We start from the raw sequence: 19,076 nt of genomic DNA, 5'->3' as shown, positions 1-19,076 counted from the left end.
GCTCTTCTCCTCATGTCGCGGCCTCGCCGGCCGTGGCCGACGGCGCGGGCGCTCCGCGCTCGCCGTCCCGCAGGATGTCCTCGATCAGCCGTACGGCCTCGGGCACCGCGTCGGCCACCGGCGCGCTGAGCCCGATGCCCTCCTCCACGGACGCCGGCTCGCAGCCCACCACGAGGACGCGCCGCGGCGGACGCGCGCCGGTTCCGGCGCAGAGGGTCTCCAGCAGGGCCAGGACCGCGTCCGGGGACATCCGGTGTCCGTCGAGCAGAGCGCTCGGCGGCCCGCCCGCCGCCGGGCTTGCGGGCTCGATCAGATAGACCGTGCCCGGGTCGCCGCCGCGTGCCGTCGCGTCCACCAGGACGAGCGTGTCGTAGCCGTCGAGGAGCCGGTACGCGAGGTGGACTCCGCGCACTCCGATGTCCACGACCTCCACCCCTTCGGGCAGCGGGCGCCCGGCGAGCGCGCGTACCGTGTCGACGCCGAACCCGTCGTCGCCGAGGAAGATGTTGCCGACGCCCGCCACGAGCACCCGGGCCGCGTCCTGCGCGGGCCGGGTCACGCGTCCTCCAGGGGGCTGACCTCGTCGGGCTGGAAGTACAGGAACCGGCCCTGTTCCCGGCGGATGTCGGCGCCCGGGTCGTCCTCGACGGTGACCGCCAGGTGCACCTGGCCGTCCACGTCGTGCAGCACCGCCTCCACCTTGGCGCTGCGGCCCTGGAGGAAGAGGTCCTGCGCGTCGGTACGGCGATGGCCCGGGCGCAGCAGCACGCGGCTGCCGGCGCCCAGCGACCGGCCGTCCACCACCACCCGGTCGCGGGCGGGGTCGAAGCCGGCGTCGCCGGCCGGGTCCCACCACGGGGTGTCGGGGGGCACCACTGCGGACTCGTCCGCCATCCCCGGGGCGGCCTGGAGGGGGGCGGGCGGGGCGCCGGCTCCGGTGACCTCCCGCAGCCCCCGCACCGCGCCGTGCAGTCGCTCCAGCACCTCGGGGGGCAGGGAGTCGGCCAGATCGATCACCGCGGCCGCCCGGTCGTCCGTGCCGCGCGCCTCGCGTTTCTCCTCGTCGGTCAGCGCCGCGGTGCGCAGCGCGAGGATCTCGTCGATCTCCGTGGCGTCGTAGAGCGCTCCGGGGCTCTCGGGGGCGATGGCCGGGTGGTCCTCCAGGATGATCGGCGAGGACAGCACCAGGTCCGCGCGGCCGGGTTCACCGGCGAGCACCGGCCAGGTGTGCAGGTTGCGGCAGGCCGCGACGGCTCCCTTGGCCCATTCGGGCGGGTCGGTCATCGAGAGGAACGATCCGGCGTCGAGGGCCAGCAGGAGGTGCGCGGCGACCAGGGACCGCGGCAGCGCCGCGTCGCGGTCGGCCGACCTGCCCTCGGGGGGCGTCCAGGTGCTGGTGTTCTCCACGACGGCGGTCAGCCGCATCACGCGGTAGGGGCCGTCGAGTTCGCGGGCGGAGAGCCGTACGGCGCCGCTGATCTCCTCGCACCGGCGGACCAGGCGGCCGACCGTGCGTCCTGCCTCGTCGAGGACGGGCTCGGTCTCCTCGCGGGCGGGCCGGGTGAAGGGGACCGTGAGACCGTCCTCCGCCAGTTCGGCCATCGTGGCGACCACCTCGACGTGCTCCTCGGCACCCTCGTCCCAGGGCATCAGGACCCGGTCCGCCAGGCGCAGTTCGGGAACGGTCTCGAAGCCGCCTTCCGGCCGGGCCCGCTGCACGGTCCGCCGCCGGGCGTGCAGGAACCGCAGCTCCACCGCGAGGGTCGCGTTCCCCCTGGGTTCCATCAGGCACTCGGTGTGCTGGAAGTCGTGTTCCTCGCACTCCGCGCCCCAGGCGGGCGGCACGAGCACGCCGAACTGCCAGCGCAGCCTGTTCTTGGCCGCCGAGGCCCGGTACGGGTACAGCACGTAGCCCTCGAAGAGGACGGCGTCGGCCACCTGCCGCGCGACGGCGAACCGCGCCTCGGTCCGCGGGGCGAACGTGGTCGCGCTCACGGCGCCTTCCTTCCGGCGGCGCCGGGAGGCACCGTACGGGTCAGGACCCGGTCGGGTCGTGGCGGCCGGGGCGGTTCCGCGGCGGCGAGGAGGGCGCCGAGCGTGGCCTCCCAGGAGGCGAGGGCCCGCCGCGACCGGAAGGCGAGCAGGTCGTCCATCGTGTCGCGGGACAGCCTGATCCAGCCGCAGCCGGGAAAGTGCTGCTCGACCATCTCGCGCCATACGGCCACCGGCATCCGGAAGGCCGCTTCGCGGTCCCACGGCACCGGCTCGACGCGGAAGCCGCCCGTTCCGGTGAAGGCGGTCCCGGAGAAGAGCATCAGCAGCGGCACCTCGCCGCCGGCGAGCGCGTCGAAGTACCGGCCGGCGGCGACGTCCATGTCGTAGGTGCAGGGCACGACCAGGTCGGTCTCGGTCTCTCCGGTGAAGCCGGGGACCATGAGGGGGACCTGGGCGAACTGGAGCGGCTGGAGCGTCCTGCCCCAGCGCGAGCGCTCGCCGAACAGGTCGGTCAGGGCCTGAGCCTCCTCGGGTTCGTAGCCGCGTCCGGACGGCTCGATCCGGATCTGGCAGCGCAGCGCGAGGGCGTGCACCCGGGCGTTGCCGGCGGCGGTGACGCGCAGCCGGAAGACCAGGGTCGGTCCGGCGGCGTACCGGTCGGCGCGTACACCGGTGCAGGTGAAGGCGAGCTCCGTCACGGCCGGTCCTCCTCGGGGACCGTACGGACGCGTTCGCGGACGTGTTCGAAGAACGCGTCCAGATCGGCCCGTGCCTCGGCGCCTCCGTCGAATCCCTGCCACCGCAGGCGCATGCGGCCGACCAGCTCGTAGCAGATGTCGATCGGCACGAGGTAGCACTCGGACCGGCCCTGGGAGCGGCGCAGGAGCAGCGCCTCCGTGTCGGGTTCGAGCAGACCGGCCAGCCGGCTGCCGTCGAGCACCGCCGACCAGGCCGACGGCTCCAGTTCGCTCTCGGTCGCACCGGCGGGGCTCGGGTAGAGCGCGACCAGCCGGTCGAGCGCCGCGTTGCGGAAGAAGAAGGCGACGCTCACCGGGATCTGGAGGAGTTCCCACGCACTGTCGTCCAGGTGGTGGTCCGGATCGGTCAGGAAGCGGTCGGGCACCGCGCGGAAGCGGCCTGCCGCTGCCCCCGGCCGGTCGAACAGGAGGGTGCAGGGGACGCAGGCGCAGGCGAGCGCGCGCTTCTCGGTGTCCACCAGGTGGCGGTGGCCGCCTTCGGCCACCGCCACCCCGCACAGTTCGCACCGTTCCTGCCGGGGCGGCCGCTCCGTCAGGAACCTGCGCAGGCCGCGGGCGCCCGCGGCCGGTCCGGCGGAACGCGTCCGCGTCGTGGGCGCGCTCACGGTGCCTGCGCCGGTGCGGGTCCGGTGGCCGTGCCGGCCCCGGGGGCTCTGGTGCCGGGGGCTCTTCCGATCTGCAGGAGGGCCGGCTCCCGGTCCGGTTCGGGCGGCAGGAGCTCCACGGACCTCACCTCCGGAGCGAAACAGGCGAGGGCGTCCTCGACGGCCTGCCGGGCTTCCTCGCCGGTGCTCGCGCAACCGCAGCCCGGGCCGGCGGAGGTCCGCAGCCGGAGCGTCGCCGTGGTGTCGTCGAACTCCACGATCCGCAGCGCGTACTGGGGCAGGGAGTCGACCGCGCGGACGATGCGGGTGGCGCTGTCCTCGGGGTGCAGGTCGTGCAGGACCAGCAGGCTCGCGACCAGTTCGTCGCCGAGCAGCGCGGCCAGGGACCCGCCCGGCGGCTTCTTCCCGGCGGAGCCGCCGTCCAGATGGCCGACGATGCGGGCGAGCCCGGCGCCGTAGAAGTCCATGAGGCCGCGCACCAGTTCCTCGGCGGCCTCGCACACCGCCTCGTCGCCCGTGGCGGCCAGCCGGTCGAGAACCTCCTCGACCCGCCGTCCGGCCTGCTCGGCGTCGACCGCGCTCATCCGGCCAGGCCGCTCAGCCCCGTGGGCACGTGCATCTTCTGCACGGTCCTGCCCTCGCCGACGTACATGTGGACACCGCAGGGCAGGCAGGGGTCGAAGCTGCGTACGGCGCGCATGATGTCGATCCCCTTGAAGTTCTCCGGCGTGTTCTCCTCGAAGATCGGTGTGTTCTGAACGGCGTCCTCGTAGGGGCCGGGGGTGCCGTAGGTGTCCCGGGTGCTGGCGTTCCACGGCGTGGGCGGGTACGGGTGGTAGTTGGCGATCTTGCCGTCCCTGATCACCAGGTGGTGCGAGAGGACGCCGCGTACGGCCTCGGTGAAGCCGACGCCGATGGACTCGTCCGGGACCTCGAACTTCTCCCAGGTCTGGGTACGTCCGGCCCGTACCTCCTCCAGCCCCTTCTCCGCGAAGTGCAGTGCGATGGCCGCGGTGTAGGCCTGGAAGTAGGTGCGGGCGCGGTTGCGCTCCAGCGCGTTGCTCCAGCGCGGGATCTTCCATTCGAAGGTCGTCTCGGGCTTGGTCATCGTGCGGGGCAGGTTGATGACCACGCTCTGGCCGGTGGCCTTGACGTAGCCGGTGTCGACGAGCCCGGACAGGGCGGTGGACCACAGGCGGGCGATGGGGCCGCCGCCGGTGTCGAGGGCGAGGTAGTCCTTGCCGTCGAACCAGCGCGGGGACATCACCCAGCTGTAGTTGCCGTTGAAGTCCCGCTTCTGGGGGGCGGGGATGGTGTGCTGGTTCCACGGGTGGCGGGGGTCGACCGGATTGCCGAGCGGGTCGTGGGTGACGAACTGTTCCTGGCCCTGCCAGTCCTCGTAGTACGAGCTGCCGAGCAGGATCCGGATGCCGAGGTTGATCTCGGTGAGGTCGTTGGTGACGAGTTTGCCGTCGACGATGACACCGGGCGTGACGAACATCCGCCGCCCCCAGTCCGTCATGTTGGCGTACGTGAAGTCGCAGTACTCGGGGTCGTTGAGCGCGCCCCAGCAGCCCAGCAGCACGCGGCGCCTGCCCACCTCCTCGTAGCCGGGCAGGGCCTCGTAGAAGAAGTCGAAGAGGTCGTCGTGGAGGGGGACGACACGTTTCATGAACTCGACGTAGCGCATCAGCCGGCTCAGGTAGTCCGTGAAGAGCTGGACGGAGGCGATGGTGCCGACGCCGCCCGGGTAGAGCGTGGAGGGGTGCACATGGCGGCCCTCCATGAGGCAGAACATCTCGCGGGTGTACCGGCTCACCTGGAGGGCCTCGCGGTAGAACTCGCCCTCGATGGGGTTCAGCGACCGCATGATGTCGGCGATCGTGCGGTAGCCGTGGTCCCCCGCGTGCGGCGCCTCGGTGCGTTCGGCCAGTTCCAGGACGCCCGGGTTGGTCTCGCGGACCATCTTCTCGCAGTAGTCGACCCCCACCAGGTTCTCCTGGAAGATGTTGTGGTCGAACATGTACTCGGCGGACTCGCCGAGGTTGATGATCCATTCACCCAGGTGCGGGGGCTTCACGCCGTACGCCATGTTCTGCGCGTACACCGAACACGTCGCGTGATTGTCGCCGCAGATGCCGCAGATGCGGCTGGTGATGAAATGCGCGTCCCGGGGGTCCTTTCCGCGCATGAAGACGCTGTAGCCCCGGAAGACCGACGAGGTGCTGTAGCACTCGGCGACCCGCTTCTGCTTGAAGTCGATCTTGGTGTGGATACCGAGGCTGCCCACGATTCGGGTGATCGGGTCCCAGGCCATTTCCACCAGGCCACTGCCGTCGCCGGCCGCCTTCGTCGTCGGTGCCATCGTGTCTGCCGTGCCCTTCTTCGAGGGGTCGAGGGTTCGAGGGGGGTTCGGGTGCGCAGGAGGTCGGGTGCGCAGGAGGTCTGGTCGCGCCCAGGGGTGTGCGGGCGGCCCGGACCCGGCGTGCGCACGGGCCCGGGCGGCTGGGGCGCGCCCGGGGGCGGCCGCTCGTCGGGCCCGGAGTCTCACGGGGCGGGAGGGCGGCGCCCGTCGGGGTCCGCCGCGCCGGTGGGGGAGGCGGGACCGGTGGTCCCGCCTCCCAGGGGCTCACCAGGGCGGGCGGTACCCGGTGGTCAGCCGGGTGCCGCGGCGACGCCACTTGGGCTCCTTGTCCACCGTGCGGGCCGTGACGGTGCGCAGCTTGCGGACCACCGCGCCGTACGCGCCGCTGGCGGTGGTGGACACCTTCGCTCCGGGAGGCTCGTCCATGAACGGCATGAACTTGTCCGGGAATCCGGGCATGGTGCAGGCGATGCAGATGCCGCCGACGTTGGGGCAGCCGCCGATGCCGTTCATCCAGCCCCGTTTGGGCACGTTGCACTTGACGACAGGGCCCCAGCAGCCGATCTTCACCAGGCACTTGGGCGAGTCGTAGGCGAGGGCGAACTGCCCCTGCTCGTAGTAGCCCGCGCGGTCGCATCCCTCGTGCACGGTGGCGCCGAAGAGCCAGGTGGGGCGGAGCTTGTCGTCCAGGGGGATCATCGGAGCCGCGCCGGCCGCCTGGTAGAGCAGGTAGGTCAGCGTCTCGGAGAAGTTGTCGGGCTGGATCGGACAGCCGGGCACGCAGACGATGGGGATGCCGGCCTTGGACTTCCAGTCCCAGCCGAGGTAGTCGGGCACGCCCATCGCCCCGGTCGGGTTGCCCGCCATGGCGTGGATACCGCCGTAGGTGGCGCAGGTCCCGATGGCGACGACCGCCAGCGCCTTCGGCGCGAGCCGGTCGATCCACTCACTGGTGGTGATGGGCTGGCCGGTCTCCGGATTGTCCCCGAAGCCGCACCAGTACCCTTCCGGCTTGATCGACTCATTGGGGATGGACCCCTCGATGACCAGCACGAAGGGGTCGATCTCGCCGCGCTCCCCCTTGAAGAACCACTCGATGAACGTGTCGGCTCCGCCGACCGGTCCGCACTCGAAGTCGATCAGGGGCCAGTGCACCGCGATCTTGGGCAGGCCGGGCAGCACGCCGAGCACGATCTCCTCGATACTCGGCTGCATCGCGGCTGTCAGGGCGACCGAGTCGCCGTCGCAGCTCAGTCCGGCGTTGATCCAGAGAATGTGGATCGGAGGTGCGTCGTCGGCGGGCGCACCGGCGGCGTCCGCGGCCTCGGCTGTGTTCGGCGTTGCTGCGTTCATAGGGAGCGCCTCCAAGGGAGGTACGAGATGAAAACCGGCATTCCGGTCATCAGCTCTCTTGGTAGCAGGGACGCGGGGCGGATGCGATGCCGTCGTGGGCCGATCCGGTGATGTGCGGCTCCCCGCGGCCCGTTACGCCGTCCGGGTGACGCGTGGGAACGTCGAGGTGCGGCGGGGTCCGCGATGGCCTCTCCTTGCGCACGAAGGCGCGACGCAGTGCGTGGTAGGGGGCGTCCGGGTCGGTGAAGGTGCGCAGCATGCGGGCCAGCTCCTCCTCCCGGAAGGCGGCGAGCGGCTTGACGCTCTCCTGCCGGTCCAGCTCGGCCTTCTTCGCGGAGACGCGCGCCTGGACCGTGGAGGACGAGGCCAGCAGCGCGGCCAGCCGGGCGGCTTCCGCGGTGAACGCCTGGGGGGCGCACTCGACGATCCGGTCGACGAGCCCGAGCCGCCGCCCGGTCGCGGCGCTCACCGGAAGGGCCTCGTCCATCAGCCGGGCGGCCGTCGCGTGGCCCACCCTGCGGGGCAGCGTGCAGGTCCAGTACTCCGATCCGTACAGGCCCATGAGTCGGTAGTGCGGGTTCAGTACGGCCCCGGCCCTGCACCACACCTCGTCCGCCGCGAGGGCGAGCATGACCCCTCCGGCGGCCGCGTTGCCGCCGACGGCGGACACGACCAGGCGGTCGGTGGTCGTCAGCACGGCCTCGACCAGGTCGTCGATGGCGTTGATGTTGGCCCAGGACTCCGCACCGGGGTCGTCCGCCGCCTCGATGACGTTCAGGTGGATGCCGTTGGAGAAGAAGTCGCGGCCACCGCCCAGCACCAGCACCGACGTGGGGCGCGAGCACGCCTGCCGGTAGGCGTGCAGCAGTCGCCGGCACTGGGTGGTGCTCATGGCGCCGCCGGGGAAGGAGAACGACAGGAAGCCCACCGGGCCTTCCTCCCGGTACCGGATGTCGCTCCAAGTGCGGTGGCCGGGAGCCTCGAACACCGGAGCGGAATGCTCCCGCAGGAGCGGCAGCCGGTCGGCGAGGGCCTGCACGGCGGGCAGCCGGAACGTGGCGGGGCGGCCGGGCCCGCCACGGGGCCGCAGCTCGGGGATCCACACGGCGCCGTCCGTGGTCGCCCGACAGATCGCACCGGCGCGGGTGGCCAGCAGTTCGCCCGGGCGGCCCCGCAGCCCGTCCTCGGCGTGGCCGCCGTGGAGGTACCACTGGCCGCCGAGCAGCTCGTCCAGTACCCCGGGCTGCGAGTCGGCGGCGCGGAGCTTGCGGAGCACCGACTCCGTGGACTCCGACGCCCAGTCGATGCGGCGAACGGCCTGGGACAGGTACGGACGCGTGCGACCGGCGGCGCCGTCCGGGCCGCCCCCGGACTGGGCAAGAGGGACGTAGGTCCCGGCGGAGAATCGTTCCACTGCCAGCAGGACCGCCGTCAGCGCGGCATCGGACACCTCGTTGCGGTAGAGATCGCTCTTGGACACCGGCGGTACGGGGCAGGCGACCGACGCCCACACGTCGCCCGCGTCCATCTCCTCGTCGGCCTGAAGGACCGTCACGCCCCACTCGTCGGCGCCCTCGTGGATCGCCCAGTCGAGCGAGGAAGGGCCACGGTCACCGACGGGGCCGGGGTGGACGATGAGACAGGTGTGCTCGGACCACACCTCCCGGGGGATCGCCGTCTTCAGCATCGGCGCCACGATCAGCTCCGGCTCGTGGCGGCGCACGGCGTCCGGCACGGACGTCCCGTGCCGGGCGAGCTCCACCGCCACGGTGTGGCCCCGGTCCCTCAGTTCGGCGTGCACGCGCTGCGTCAGGCTGTTGAACGCACTGGCCACGAGCAGGATGTGCAAGGCGACCTCCCGGCGGTCCTCGTCGCAGGGCTGGGACTCCCCCGGCCGGCTGCGATCGTCGTCCACGCCGGCCGGGCGGCGCGGCCGACAGGCCCGGCCGTCACCCGAAAGCGGCCGTCCCGACGGCCACCCGGCGGGGCGGTCCCCTTCCAAGCCCCCGGGGGCGCCCGGCAGTCGGCGGTACGGCTCGTGCGGCGCCGGGCCGCGTGCGGCTCACGGCGTCCGGCACGGCAACGGCGGCCGAGGCGCGTGGGTGGCCCAAGTCGGCCGCGAGCACGCGGAACAACACAGAACAGCGCAGACCGACGCAGAACCGACGCAGGACAACGCGGAACACGTCGCACCGGATGGGCGATTCCCTTCGACGGCCCTGTTTCAGCGCGTCCATGACGGTCACCCGAAGAGAGACCGGAACCGGAACGTCAAAGACCGCGATCAAGCGCGGGGAAGGAGACCGAGATGGAGAACTGGCGTGAAGCCGCGGCATGCCGGACCGAGGACCCGGACCTTTTCTTCCCCATCGGGACGGGTGGCCCGGCCCTGCTCCAGGCCGAGGAGGCCAAGGCGGTCTGTCGCCGCTGCCCCGTCAGGGAGCAGTGCCTCCAATGGGCACTGGAGAACAACCAGGACATCGGCGTCTGGGGCGGCCTCGGAGAGAACGAGCGCCGGGCACTGCGCCGCCGCACCCGCAAGCGCGCCGTGGGCAGCGGCTGAACCACGAACGGTGTCCGAGATGAACCCCAGCCCCCGAAGCCGGTCGCCGAAGCCCCGCTCCAGGAGAGCGGGGCTTCGGCGTGTCCGGGAACCGATCGGCGCTTGCGCGCGGGTCCCCGCGCGCCGCGCGCACCGGCCGTCACCCGACGCCCGTCCACCGTCGCCGTCCGCCTGCCTTGCCTCCGGCGGGCATCCGGGCGAGGCACCCGCCGACCCGCCCGGCCGCGTCCCCGCGCACACGCGTGTGTGTGCGGGCACCTGACCGTCCGGACCCGGGAGGCGAAGGGGGTCGCGCGTGCGTTGCGCCGCGGGCGTCGGCCTGGCCCGCGCGGCTTCGAGGCCGGCCGCGCGCGTGCGCGGACGCGGACGGGGTTCCCAGGTGTACGGGCCGTCGTCGGGGGTCTCGCGCGGGTCCGCGCCGAGTCGCTCGCCGACGGCGCCCCCAAGGCCGGGTCTCGCGCGCGTACGCGGCCACCGCCGCCGCCGTCTCGTCGGGCATGTTCTACGCCCGCTCGCGCGCGGGCGCGGCAAGCCCGTCCCGCCCGCAGCACTGACGCAGTCGGTTCGCGTGCGTGCCCGTACACGACGGTCGCCGGCCGCCCCGGCGGGCGTCGCCCTCTCGGAGCCCCGCGCACGCGCGTGCGCGGGTCGGTCGGCGGCGTGCGACCTGCGGTGGGGCCCTAGCGCGGCGAGGGCCGCCGGGGCCCGGCGGGGTCCGGTGCCGGACCACGCCACCCGCTGGTCAGCCGATTCATGTTACCGCGCGGTTCCCACACCGGGCCCCCCTTTGTCGCCGTCGCCGCAGCTGGGCTAGCCTTTGCCAGATTTGCCGTCCAAGAGGGTGAAGGGTGAAGGAATCGTGACGGAGATGTCCGCATGCGCTCCCGGGCCCGCACCCGTCCGCCCTTGTGGTTCCCCGAGCGCCAGTGAGGTTGACAATGGCTGACACGACCGGTACTCGACCTGCGGTCGACGAGGCGGTGCGGGCAGTCGGCAAGGTCGGTGAACCCGAGCTGCGCCAGCTGCTGGCCGGCCTCACAGCCGTGCGCGACGGAGACTTCGGTACGCGCCTGCCCGACGATGCCGACGGTCTGCTGGGCGAGATCGCCACTGTCTTCAACGGCATGGTGGACCAGCTGTCCCTGTTCACCTCCGAGGTGACCCGCGTGGCGCGCGAGGTCGGCACCGAGGGGACGCTGGGCGGCCAGGCGGAGGTGCCCGGTGTGTCCGGCACCTGGGCCGACCTCACCGACTCCGTGAACGCCATGGCCGGCAACCTCACCACTCAGGTGCGGGACATCGCCCAGGTGGCGACGGCCGTCGCCAAGGGCGACCTCTCACAGAAGATCGACGTCGACGCGCGCGGGGAGATCCTGGAGCTCAAGGAGACCGTCAACACGATGGTCGACCAGCTCTCCGCCTTCGCCGACGAGGTCACCCGCATGGCGCGCGAGGTCGGCAGCGAGGGCCGGCTGGGCGGTCAGGCGGAGGTGCCCGGCGTCGGTGGCGTGTGGCGGGACCTGACCGACTCCGTGAACTTCATGGCCGGCAACCTCACCAACCAGGTCCGCAACATCGCCCAGGTGACGACGGCCGTCGCCAAGGGCGACCTCTCACAGAAGATCACCGTCGACGCGCGCGGGGAGATCCTGGAGCTCAAGAACACCATCAACACGATGGTCGACCAGCTCTCCGCCTTCGCCGACGAGGTCACCCGCATGGCGCGCGAGGTCGGCACCGAGGGGATCCTCGGCGGCCAGGCCGATGTCAAGGGGGTCTCCGGCACCTGGCGGGACCTGACCGACTCCGTGAACTCGATGGCCGGGAACCTGACCAACCAGGTCCGCTCGATCGCCCAGGTGGCCACCGCGGTCGCCAAGGGCGACCTGTCCCAGAAGATCAACGTGCAGGCGCGCGGTGAGATCTCGGAGCTCAAGAACACCATCAACACGATGGTCGACCAGCTCTCCGCCTTCGCCGACGAGGTCACCCGCGTGGCCCGCGAGGTGGGCACCGAGGGCAATCTGGGCGGTCAGGCGACCGTACGGGGCGTGTCGGGAACCTGGAAGGACCTCACCGACAACGTCAACGTGATGGCCTCCAACCTGACGGGCCAGGTCCGCTCGATCGCCCAGGTGGCGACGGCGGTGGCGCGCGGTGACCTCTCGCAGAAGATCACCGTCGAGGCGAAGGGCGAGGTGGCCGCGCTCGCCGAAGTGATCAACACGATGGTGGACACCCTGTCCGCGTTCGCGGACGAGGTCACCCGCGTGGCGCGCGAGGTGGGCACCGAAGGACGGCTGGGCGGTCAGGCCCATGTGCCCAATGTGGCGGGCACGTGGAAGGACCTGACCGAGAACGTCAACTCGATGGCGAACAACCTCACCGGCCAGGTCCGCAACATCGCTCTGGTGACGACCGCGGTCGCCAACGGTGACCTGTCCAAGAAGATCGACGTCGACGCGCGCGGCGAGATCCTCGAACTGAAGACGACGATCAACACGATGGTCGACCAGCTCTCCGCCTTCGCCGCCGAGGTGACCCGGGTCGCCCGCGAGGTGGGCAGCGAGGGCCGGCTGGGGGGCCAGGCGGAGGTCGAGGGCGTCTCGGGCACCTGGAAGCGCCTGACGGAGAACGTCAACGAGCTGGCCGGCAACCTGACCCGCCAGGTGCGGGCCATCGCCGAGGTGACGAGCGCGGTCGCCGAGGGCGACCTGACCAGATCCATCACCGTGGACGCCTCGGGTGAGGTCGCCGAACTCAAGGACAACATCAACTCCATGGTGGGGTCCTTGCGGGAGACCACCCGGGCCAACCAGGAGCAGGACTGGCTCAAGACGAACCTGGCGCGCATCTCCGGTCTCATGCAGGGCCACCGCGACCTGTCCGTCGTGGCCGAGACCATCATGGACGAGCTCACTCCCCTGGTGAACGCCCAGTACGGGGCGTTCTACCTGGCCGTGGACGGCGAGCGGTCCATCGAACTGACCCTCGTCGGCTCCTACGGACGGCCCGCGGGTTCCCCCCTGGACGTCCGCTTCAAGCTGGGCGAGTCCCTCGTCGGGCAGGCGGCGCGCAGCCGGCGCATCATCGCCGTGTCGGCCGTCCCCGACGGCTACGTCACCCTCTCCTCCGGTCTGGGCCAGGCCGAGCCCGGCAGTCTGCTGCTGCTCCCGATCCTCGTGGAGGACCAGGTTCTCGGCGTCATCGAGCTGGCGTCCTTCACCCCCTTCACGGCCGTCCACCGGGACTTCCTGGAGCGGCTCATGGGGACCGTGGGCGTCAACGTCAGCACCATCATGGCCAACGCCCGCACCGATGAGCTGCTCGGTGAGTCGCAGCGGCTCGCCGCCGAGCTCCAGGCCCGCTCCGAGGAGCTCCAGGTGCAGCAGGAGGAGCTGCAGAGGTCGAACGCCGAGCTGGAGGAGAAGGCCGCGCTGCTGGCGGCGCAGAACAGCGACATCGAGGCCAAGAACCTGGAGATCGAGCAGGCCAGAGGGGAGCTGGAGGCCCGCGCGCAGCAGCTGTCCCTCGCCTCGAAGTACAAGTCGGAGTTCCTGGCCAACATGAGCCACGAGCTGCGCACCCCGCTGAACAGCCTGCTCATCCTCGCCCAGCTGCTGGCCCAGAACCCGACCCGCAACCTCACGCCCAAGCAGGTCGAGTACGCCGGGATCATCCATTCCGCGGGCTCCGACCTGCTCCAGCTGATCAACGACATCCTCGATCTGTCGAAGGTCGAGGCGGGCAAGATGGACGTCAACCCGGAGCGGGTGTCGCTGCGTCAGCTCCTGGAGTACGTCGAGGCCACCTTCCGTCCGCTGACGACGCAGAAGAGCCTGGACTTCACCATCACCACCGCCCCCGGGGCGCCCAACGACCTGCTGACCGACGACGCACGGCTGCGCCAGGTACTGCGGAACCTGCTGTCCAACGCGGTGAAGTTCACCGAGCGGGGCCGGGTCCACCTGCGCATCGAGCCCGCTTCGGACGCCGAGCTGCCGCGGGTCATGCGCGGCGTCGGCCCTTCGGTGGCGTTCCGCGTCGAGGACTCCGGGATCGGGATCGCCGAGCAGCAGCTGGAGGCGATCTTCGGTGCCTTCCAGCAGGCGGACGGCACCACCAGTCGCAAGTACGGCGGCACGGGGCTGGGCCTGTCCATCAGCCGGGAGATCGCCTATCTCCTCGGCGGCGCGGTGACCGCCGAAAGCACCCCGGGGCAGGGAAGCACCTTCACCCTCTTCCTGCCCGTCCAGCGGTCCGAATTCGAGGACCGCACCCTGGTCGCGTCCGCGTCTCCCACCATGGAGATCACCGCGGGGGACGAGCCCGAGCATGAGCCGGCCCCACCGCGCGCCCTGGCACCCAGCCCCGAACCGGCGGCCCGCAAGCGGCGTCTGCTGGTGATCGAGGACCGTCCCCGCGGCCTGATGTCCCTGGTGGCGGAGAAGGCCGTGGCCGAGTTGACCGACAGCCGCAGCCGCGGCGGTTTCTCCGCCGACGGCCGGGCCGCCGTGGATGTCATCGGCGCCGTGGGGGCCCAGGAGGCGGCGGCCGCGCTGGCCGCCGACCCGTGCCACTGCGTCGTACTCGACCTGGACATCTCGGACGAGGAGACGCTGCGGTTCCTGGACGCCATGGAAGGTGACGCCGGACTGCACAACGTCCCCGTCCTCGCCCACAACAGCCGCCGCATGGGCGTGGAGTACGAGCGGGCCCTCCAGTCGCGTGCCCGGACCCGGCCGCTGGAGCTGCTGTCCAGCCTCGACGAACTGCGGGAGCGCATCGCGCTGCACCTCTCCGCCGACGAGCCCGGCGACGTACTGCCGCTGATCCGGCCCGGCGAGACGGAGCCCGCCCCGCCGCAGGACGCCGACGCGGCCCTGGCGGGCCGGACCGTCCTCGTCGTCGACGACGACGCCCGCAACCTCTACGCGCTCAGCGGCATCCTGGAGCTCCACGGCGTCCACGTCCTGCACGCCGAGAACGGGCGCCAGGGCATCGAGGCGCTCGTCGAGCATCCGGGCATCGACCTGATCCTGATGGACGTGATGATGCCGGAGATGGACGGATACGCCGCCACGGCCGAGATCCGGCGCATGCCCGAGCACGCCTCCCTGCCCATCATCGCCGTCACCGCCAAGGCGATGCCGGGGGACCGTGAGAAGTGCCTGGCGGCCGGGGCGAGCGACTACGTCACCAAGCCGCTGGACGCGGACGATCTGATCGCCTGCGTCCGCCGGTGGGTGGCGGCCCCCTGACCGCCGGTCCCGCCCGTCCCCGCTCGCGCACGTCCCGACCCGCTCAAGGAGCAGCAACGGTGAACAGTCCTCAGCCGCCCGGGGAGCCCGTCCGGGACGACGGGCTGCCCGCGCCTGCCCCGGCTGCGGGCGGCCCGCACGACCACGCCCCCACGCTTGTCGACGGGGACCCGGCCGGCAGCCCGGGGGACGCCGGGGCGGTGGTCGCCGGCCGCCCCGGCCCGCTCGGCGCCCCGCGTCCGCCGTCGCCGTCGCCGTCCCGGGACGGCCAGGAGGTCGACCGGGTGTCGCCCGCGTCGATCGGCAGGCTGGCCGCCACCGTCGAGCGGCTCCGTCAGGAGGTGCAGGCGGCCCACGCCGCCGCCGACGGACGGGCGCTGATCGAACTGGCCAAGGGCATCCTCGTCGAACGGCTCCAGTGCGGCCCGGCCGAGGCCGCGCGCCAGCTGGGGGCCCTCGCCGAACAGGCGGGTGTGCCGCTGCTGGAGCTGGCCACCGACGTCATCAACCGGACGGCCCTGGACCGCTTCTCCGAAGCGGCGAGCGACTTCGTCTCCCTCGCCGGTACGTCCGACGGTACGGGCCGGAGGCCGGCCGACGGCGGCGATGCGCCGCACGAGGCCGGTCCGACGGACGGCGCGCAGGCGGGGCCCCCGTCCGTGGCGGCCCGGATGCGGACGGCGGAGAGCGGGGCGCTGGCCGCCGACGACACCCAGGCCGCCGCCGAGTCCCTGCTCGAACACGCCCTGGCTCCGCTCGGTGCGACCGCGGTCGCCGTCTGGGCCGCGGGGCATGACGCCTCCTTCACCCTGGCGGGCCATGCCGGCTTCCCCGCCGAGGAGGCCAGGCGCTGGCGTTACGTACCGCCGGGCGTCGCCACGGTCGCCCGCGAGGCGCTGAGGGAACGCCGCACGGTGTGGTTCGACTCCCTGGAGGGGGGACTGCCGTCCATCGGCAGCCGCGAGGGGCGGGCCGGCGGAGGGCGGGTCGCGGTGCCCGCGGGCACCGGAGGCCGGATCGTCGGCGTGCTGGAGATCTGCTGGCCCCACCCCCTGGCTCCGCAGCCCCCGCAGATAGAGCGCCAGGTGGAGGCGCTGGCCGAGCTGTGCGCGCACACCCTGGAGACGCACTCGGAGTACGTCGCCAGTGCCTCCGACGCCTCCACCGCGCTGCGGCGCGACGTCACCGAGCTGGTGGACCTGGTCGACAGCCTCTACGACCCCGCCCTCGTCCTGGTGCCCCATCTCGACCCGACCGGGCGCCTCACGGACTTCCGCGTCCGCCACGTCAACCGGCACTTCATCGACCCGGCAGGGCGCCCGCGCAGCGCGGTGGACGGAGCGCTGCTGCTGGAGGTCTACCCCATGGCCGCCGGCGAGAGCGAGCTGTTCGAGACGATCGAGCGGACGTACGCGACCGGTGAACCGTTCCGCACCGAGAGGATGACGCTGACCGCGCTGGTCGACCAGGTACCGCTGGAGGCGGTCGCGGACATCAGCGTGAGCCGGCACGGCGGAGCGGTCCTGCTGATCTGGCGGACCGAGAACGAGGCGGCGCGGCTCGCGAGCCTGCTCCAGCACGCCCAGCGTCTGGGCCGGGTCGGCGGTTTCGAGGAGAACATCCTCACGGGCGAGATCATCTGGAACCAGCAAATGCATCATCTGCACGGTCTGCCCCTCACCGCCGCGCCGATCCCGCTGGAGCAGCTGCCCGCCCACGCCCATCCGGACGACGGAGTCGCCATCGTGCGGTTCCTGCGCACCCTGCTGCGGCATCAGCGGCCCGCGTCGACCGCCTTCCGGCTGCAACGGCCGGACGGCGTCACCCGGCATGTGCGGGTCATCGCCGAGCCGGTGCTCGACACGCAGGCCGGGCTGCTCGCCGTCCGCGGTGCCTATCAGGACATCTCCGCCCAGCACTGGACCGAGGTCGCCCTCGCGGCGACACGGGACCAGCTCGCCCACACGGAGCAGGAGTCGGCCGAGCGCAGTCGGCTGGCCCTTCAGCTCCAGCACGCGATCATGCCGCCGGCCCGGGGGCCGCTGGACGCCCCGGGGCTGCGCATCGGCGTCCGTTACCGGCCGGCGGAGACCGAGCAGCTGGTGGGCGGTGACTGGTACGACACGTTCGTCCTGCCGTCCAAGCAGATCCTCGTGTGCGTCGGCGATGTCGCGGGCCATGGCATCGAGGCCGCGACCAGCATGATCGTCCTGCGTAACGCGCTGCGCGGTCTGGCGGTGACGGGGGCGGGGCCGGCGCAGTTGCTCACCTGGCTGAACATCGTGGCCCACCACCTCACCGACCAGGTGACCGCCACGGCGGTCTGCGGGCTGTTCGACCCGAGCAGCCGGGTGCTGCGCTGGGCCCGGGCGGGGCACCTTCCGCCCGTGCTGGTGCGGGGCCGGCGCACCACCACACTGCCGGTGATCGGCGGGATACTGCTCGGCGCGGTGGCCCAGGCGGAGTACCAGGAGGGTGAGGTGCAGCTCGAACCGGGTGACACGCTGCTGATGTACACCGACGGGCTGATCGAGCGGAAGGGCGCCTCGATCCAGGAGTCGCTGGAGCTGCTGATCGGGACGGCCAAGGCGTCCACTTCCTCGCTGGAACAGCGCCTGGACCGGCTTCTCACGCACAGCAAGGCCGACACCGACGACGACACGTGCGTCGTCGGTCTCGAAGTGGAGTGAGAACCGCTCCCGGGTCCGGCGCGCGGCCGGACCCGGGAGCGGGAGGGAAACGGAGGGGGAGGTCAGCCGGTGGCGAGCATCCCTTCACGCAGCCGCTTCAGCGTGCGCGAGAGCAGCCGGGAGACGTGCATCTGGGAGCAGCCGAGGCGCTCGCCGATCTGCGACTGGGTCAGCTCCTCGACGAAACGCATATGGATGATCTGACGGTCGCGCTCGTCCAGTTCGGCGAGCAGCGGGGCGAGGGCGTGGAAGTCCTCGACGAGCTCCATCGCCGTGTCCTCGACACCGATGAAGTTCATCAGCGCCGCCTCGCCGTCCTCGCTGTCGTTGTTGACGGCGGCGTCCAGTGAGGTGGAGCGGTAGCCGTTGGAGGCCAGCCGGGCCTCGACGACCTCGTCCTCCGAGAGGTTCATCAGTGCCGACAGTTCGGCCACCGTGGGGGTGCGGCCGAGCCGGGTGCGCAGTTCCTCGGTGGCGCGGGCGAGTTCCACCCGGGCCTCCTGGAGACGCCGGGGAACGTGCACCGCCCACGACGTGTCGCGGAAGAAGCGCTTGATCTCCCCCACGATGTACGGGACGGCGAAGCTGGTGAACTCGACCTCCCTGGAGAGCTCGAACCGGTCGATCGCCTTGATCAGGCCGATCATCCCGACCTGGACGATGTCCTCCATCTCGTCCCCGCGGCTGCGGAAGCGGCCCGCGGCGTAGCGGACGAGGGACATGTTCATCTCGATGAGGGTGTTGCGCGCGTACTGGTACTCGTGCGTCCCCTCCTCGAGCACGGCCAGTTGCTCGAAGAACAGCTTCGACAGCGCTCGGGCGTCCTTGGGCGCTACCTTCCGGGGGTCGGGTACCTCCGGCAGTGCCGCGGCATCGCTCTTCGTGGTGGCCGTCTGAGGGGCCGTCGCCGTCGTCATGCTTGTTCCCTCCCGTGCTGTTCGCAAATTTCCTTCGCCCCCGTGATGCGGCGCCTACCCTCACTCTTGCCCCTTATACCTGTTGATTCGGCCAGACCTTGGGCGCGTTCGGAGGAAGGGCCCGCGGCCGGTCCGACGACCGGCCGCGGTGCCCCGCCCGCCGGGCCGCACCTGGAGGACGACGTCCCGGCATCCGGCGACTGCCCGGGGCGGACGGGAGCAGTCCGGCCCGTCCGGGTGATCCGGCCGCGCTGAGCCGTCGGGCCCCCTCGCGGACGTCCGGGGCCATGGCCGGGGCCGGCGCGGGTAGACGGATGCGTCACAGGACGGCGGAAGGGTGAGGGTCATGGTGCTGCGCAGGGGCCGGAGGAACAGTGACGACCGGGCGACGTCCGCCGGACTGCTGGCGCTCGCGGCGATCTCCGTGATCACCGTCGCGGGGTTGCTCGTGTGGCCGGGGTCGCCCGGCGCGTGGACCTGGACGGCGGCCGCGCTGGCGGGGATCGTCTTCGTGGTCAGCCTGGTCAACGGGGTGCGGCCCAAGAGGTGGACGGACCGGTGACCCCGTG

The 19,076-nt window shown here is 72.1% G+C and carries 13 protein-coding genes; 4 read left to right on the top strand and 9 right to left on the bottom strand.

The features are described 5' to 3' along the window. Positions 1–10: 10 nt before the first annotated feature. From PUR26_RS06325 to PUR26_RS06290, 8 genes are all read right to left on the bottom strand, one after another. Positions 11–559: a hydrogenase maturation protease gene (locus PUR26_RS06325; protein ID WP_329870010.1), complete on the bottom strand. Its 549-nt coding sequence runs from the start codon at positions 557–559 to the stop codon at positions 11–13. Next, positions 556–1,995, bottom strand: a complete 1,440-nt coding sequence (locus tag PUR26_RS06320; RefSeq protein WP_329870009.1) for a hypothetical protein — start codon at positions 1,993–1,995, stop codon at positions 556–558. The genes PUR26_RS06325 and PUR26_RS06320 overlap by 4 nt, the downstream gene beginning before the upstream one ends. Then, positions 1,992–2,693: a DUF6084 family protein gene (locus tag PUR26_RS06315; protein WP_329870007.1), complete on the bottom strand. Its 702-nt coding sequence runs from the start codon at positions 2,691–2,693 to the stop codon at positions 1,992–1,994. The genes PUR26_RS06320 and PUR26_RS06315 overlap by 4 nt, the downstream gene beginning before the upstream one ends. Beyond that, positions 2,690–3,358: a DUF5947 family protein gene (locus PUR26_RS06310; RefSeq protein ID WP_329870005.1), complete on the bottom strand. Its 669-nt coding sequence runs from the start codon at positions 3,356–3,358 to the stop codon at positions 2,690–2,692. The genes PUR26_RS06315 and PUR26_RS06310 overlap by 4 nt, the downstream gene beginning before the upstream one ends. After that, a complete protein-coding gene (locus PUR26_RS06305; RefSeq protein ID WP_329870003.1) occupies positions 3,355–3,942 on the bottom strand; it encodes a hypothetical protein in 588 nt (195 codons plus the stop codon). The genes PUR26_RS06310 and PUR26_RS06305 overlap by 4 nt, the downstream gene beginning before the upstream one ends. Further along, positions 3,939–5,723: a nickel-dependent hydrogenase large subunit gene (locus PUR26_RS06300; protein ID WP_329870001.1), complete on the bottom strand. Its 1,785-nt coding sequence runs from the start codon at positions 5,721–5,723 to the stop codon at positions 3,939–3,941. The genes PUR26_RS06305 and PUR26_RS06300 overlap by 4 nt, the downstream gene beginning before the upstream one ends. A gap of 264 nt (positions 5,724–5,987) precedes the next feature. Next, positions 5,988–7,076 carry a hydrogenase expression protein HypE gene (locus PUR26_RS06295; RefSeq protein WP_329869999.1) on the bottom strand — a complete coding sequence of 363 codons (1,089 nt, stop codon included), beginning with the start codon at positions 7,074–7,076 and terminating at the stop codon, positions 5,988–5,990. 49 nt (positions 7,077–7,125) lie between these two features. Further along, positions 7,126–8,925, bottom strand: coding sequence for an enoyl-CoA hydratase-related protein (locus tag PUR26_RS06290; RefSeq protein ID WP_329870167.1), 1,800 nt, complete (start codon positions 8,923–8,925; stop codon positions 7,126–7,128). Between the two features lie 459 nt (positions 8,926–9,384). On the opposite strand from PUR26_RS06290, the gene PUR26_RS06285 reads away from it, so the two are divergent. From PUR26_RS06285 to PUR26_RS06275, 3 genes are all read left to right on the top strand, one after another. Continuing rightward, entirely contained in the window at positions 9,385–9,639 is a 255-nt protein-coding gene (locus tag PUR26_RS06285; RefSeq protein ID WP_329869997.1) for a WhiB family transcriptional regulator, read from the top strand. A gap of 938 nt (positions 9,640–10,577) precedes the next feature. Next, positions 10,578–14,900 (top strand): HAMP domain-containing protein, encoded by a 4,323-nt coding sequence (locus PUR26_RS06280; protein ID WP_329869995.1) that lies wholly within the window; start codon positions 10,578–10,580, stop codon positions 14,898–14,900. 59 nt (positions 14,901–14,959) lie between these two features. After that, positions 14,960–17,590 carry a SpoIIE family protein phosphatase gene (locus tag PUR26_RS06275; protein WP_329869993.1) on the top strand — a complete coding sequence of 877 codons (2,631 nt, stop codon included), beginning with the start codon at positions 14,960–14,962 and terminating at the stop codon, positions 17,588–17,590. Between the two features lie 62 nt (positions 17,591–17,652). Here PUR26_RS06275 and PUR26_RS06270 read toward each other — a convergent pair whose 3' ends face one another. Next, positions 17,653–18,507: an RNA polymerase sigma factor SigF gene (locus tag PUR26_RS06270; RefSeq protein WP_329869992.1), complete on the bottom strand. Its 855-nt coding sequence runs from the start codon at positions 18,505–18,507 to the stop codon at positions 17,653–17,655. A gap of 346 nt (positions 18,508–18,853) precedes the next feature. On the opposite strand from PUR26_RS06270, the gene PUR26_RS06265 reads away from it, so the two are divergent. Further along, the gene (locus tag PUR26_RS06265; protein ID WP_329869990.1) at positions 18,854–19,069 is read left to right on the top strand and encodes a hypothetical protein; all 216 of its coding nucleotides are present in this window, start codon (positions 18,854–18,856) and stop codon (positions 19,067–19,069) included. Positions 19,070–19,076: the final 7 nt, after the last annotated feature.

The sequence above is a fragment of the Streptomyces sp. SP18CS02 genome (genome assembly GCF_036322365.1).
In the GTDB taxonomy this organism is placed as follows: Bacteria; Actinomycetota; Actinomycetes; order Streptomycetales; family Streptomycetaceae; genus Streptomyces.
Note: the sequence above shows the minus strand (reverse complement) of the source record. Positions and strands in the feature narration are given on the sequence as shown.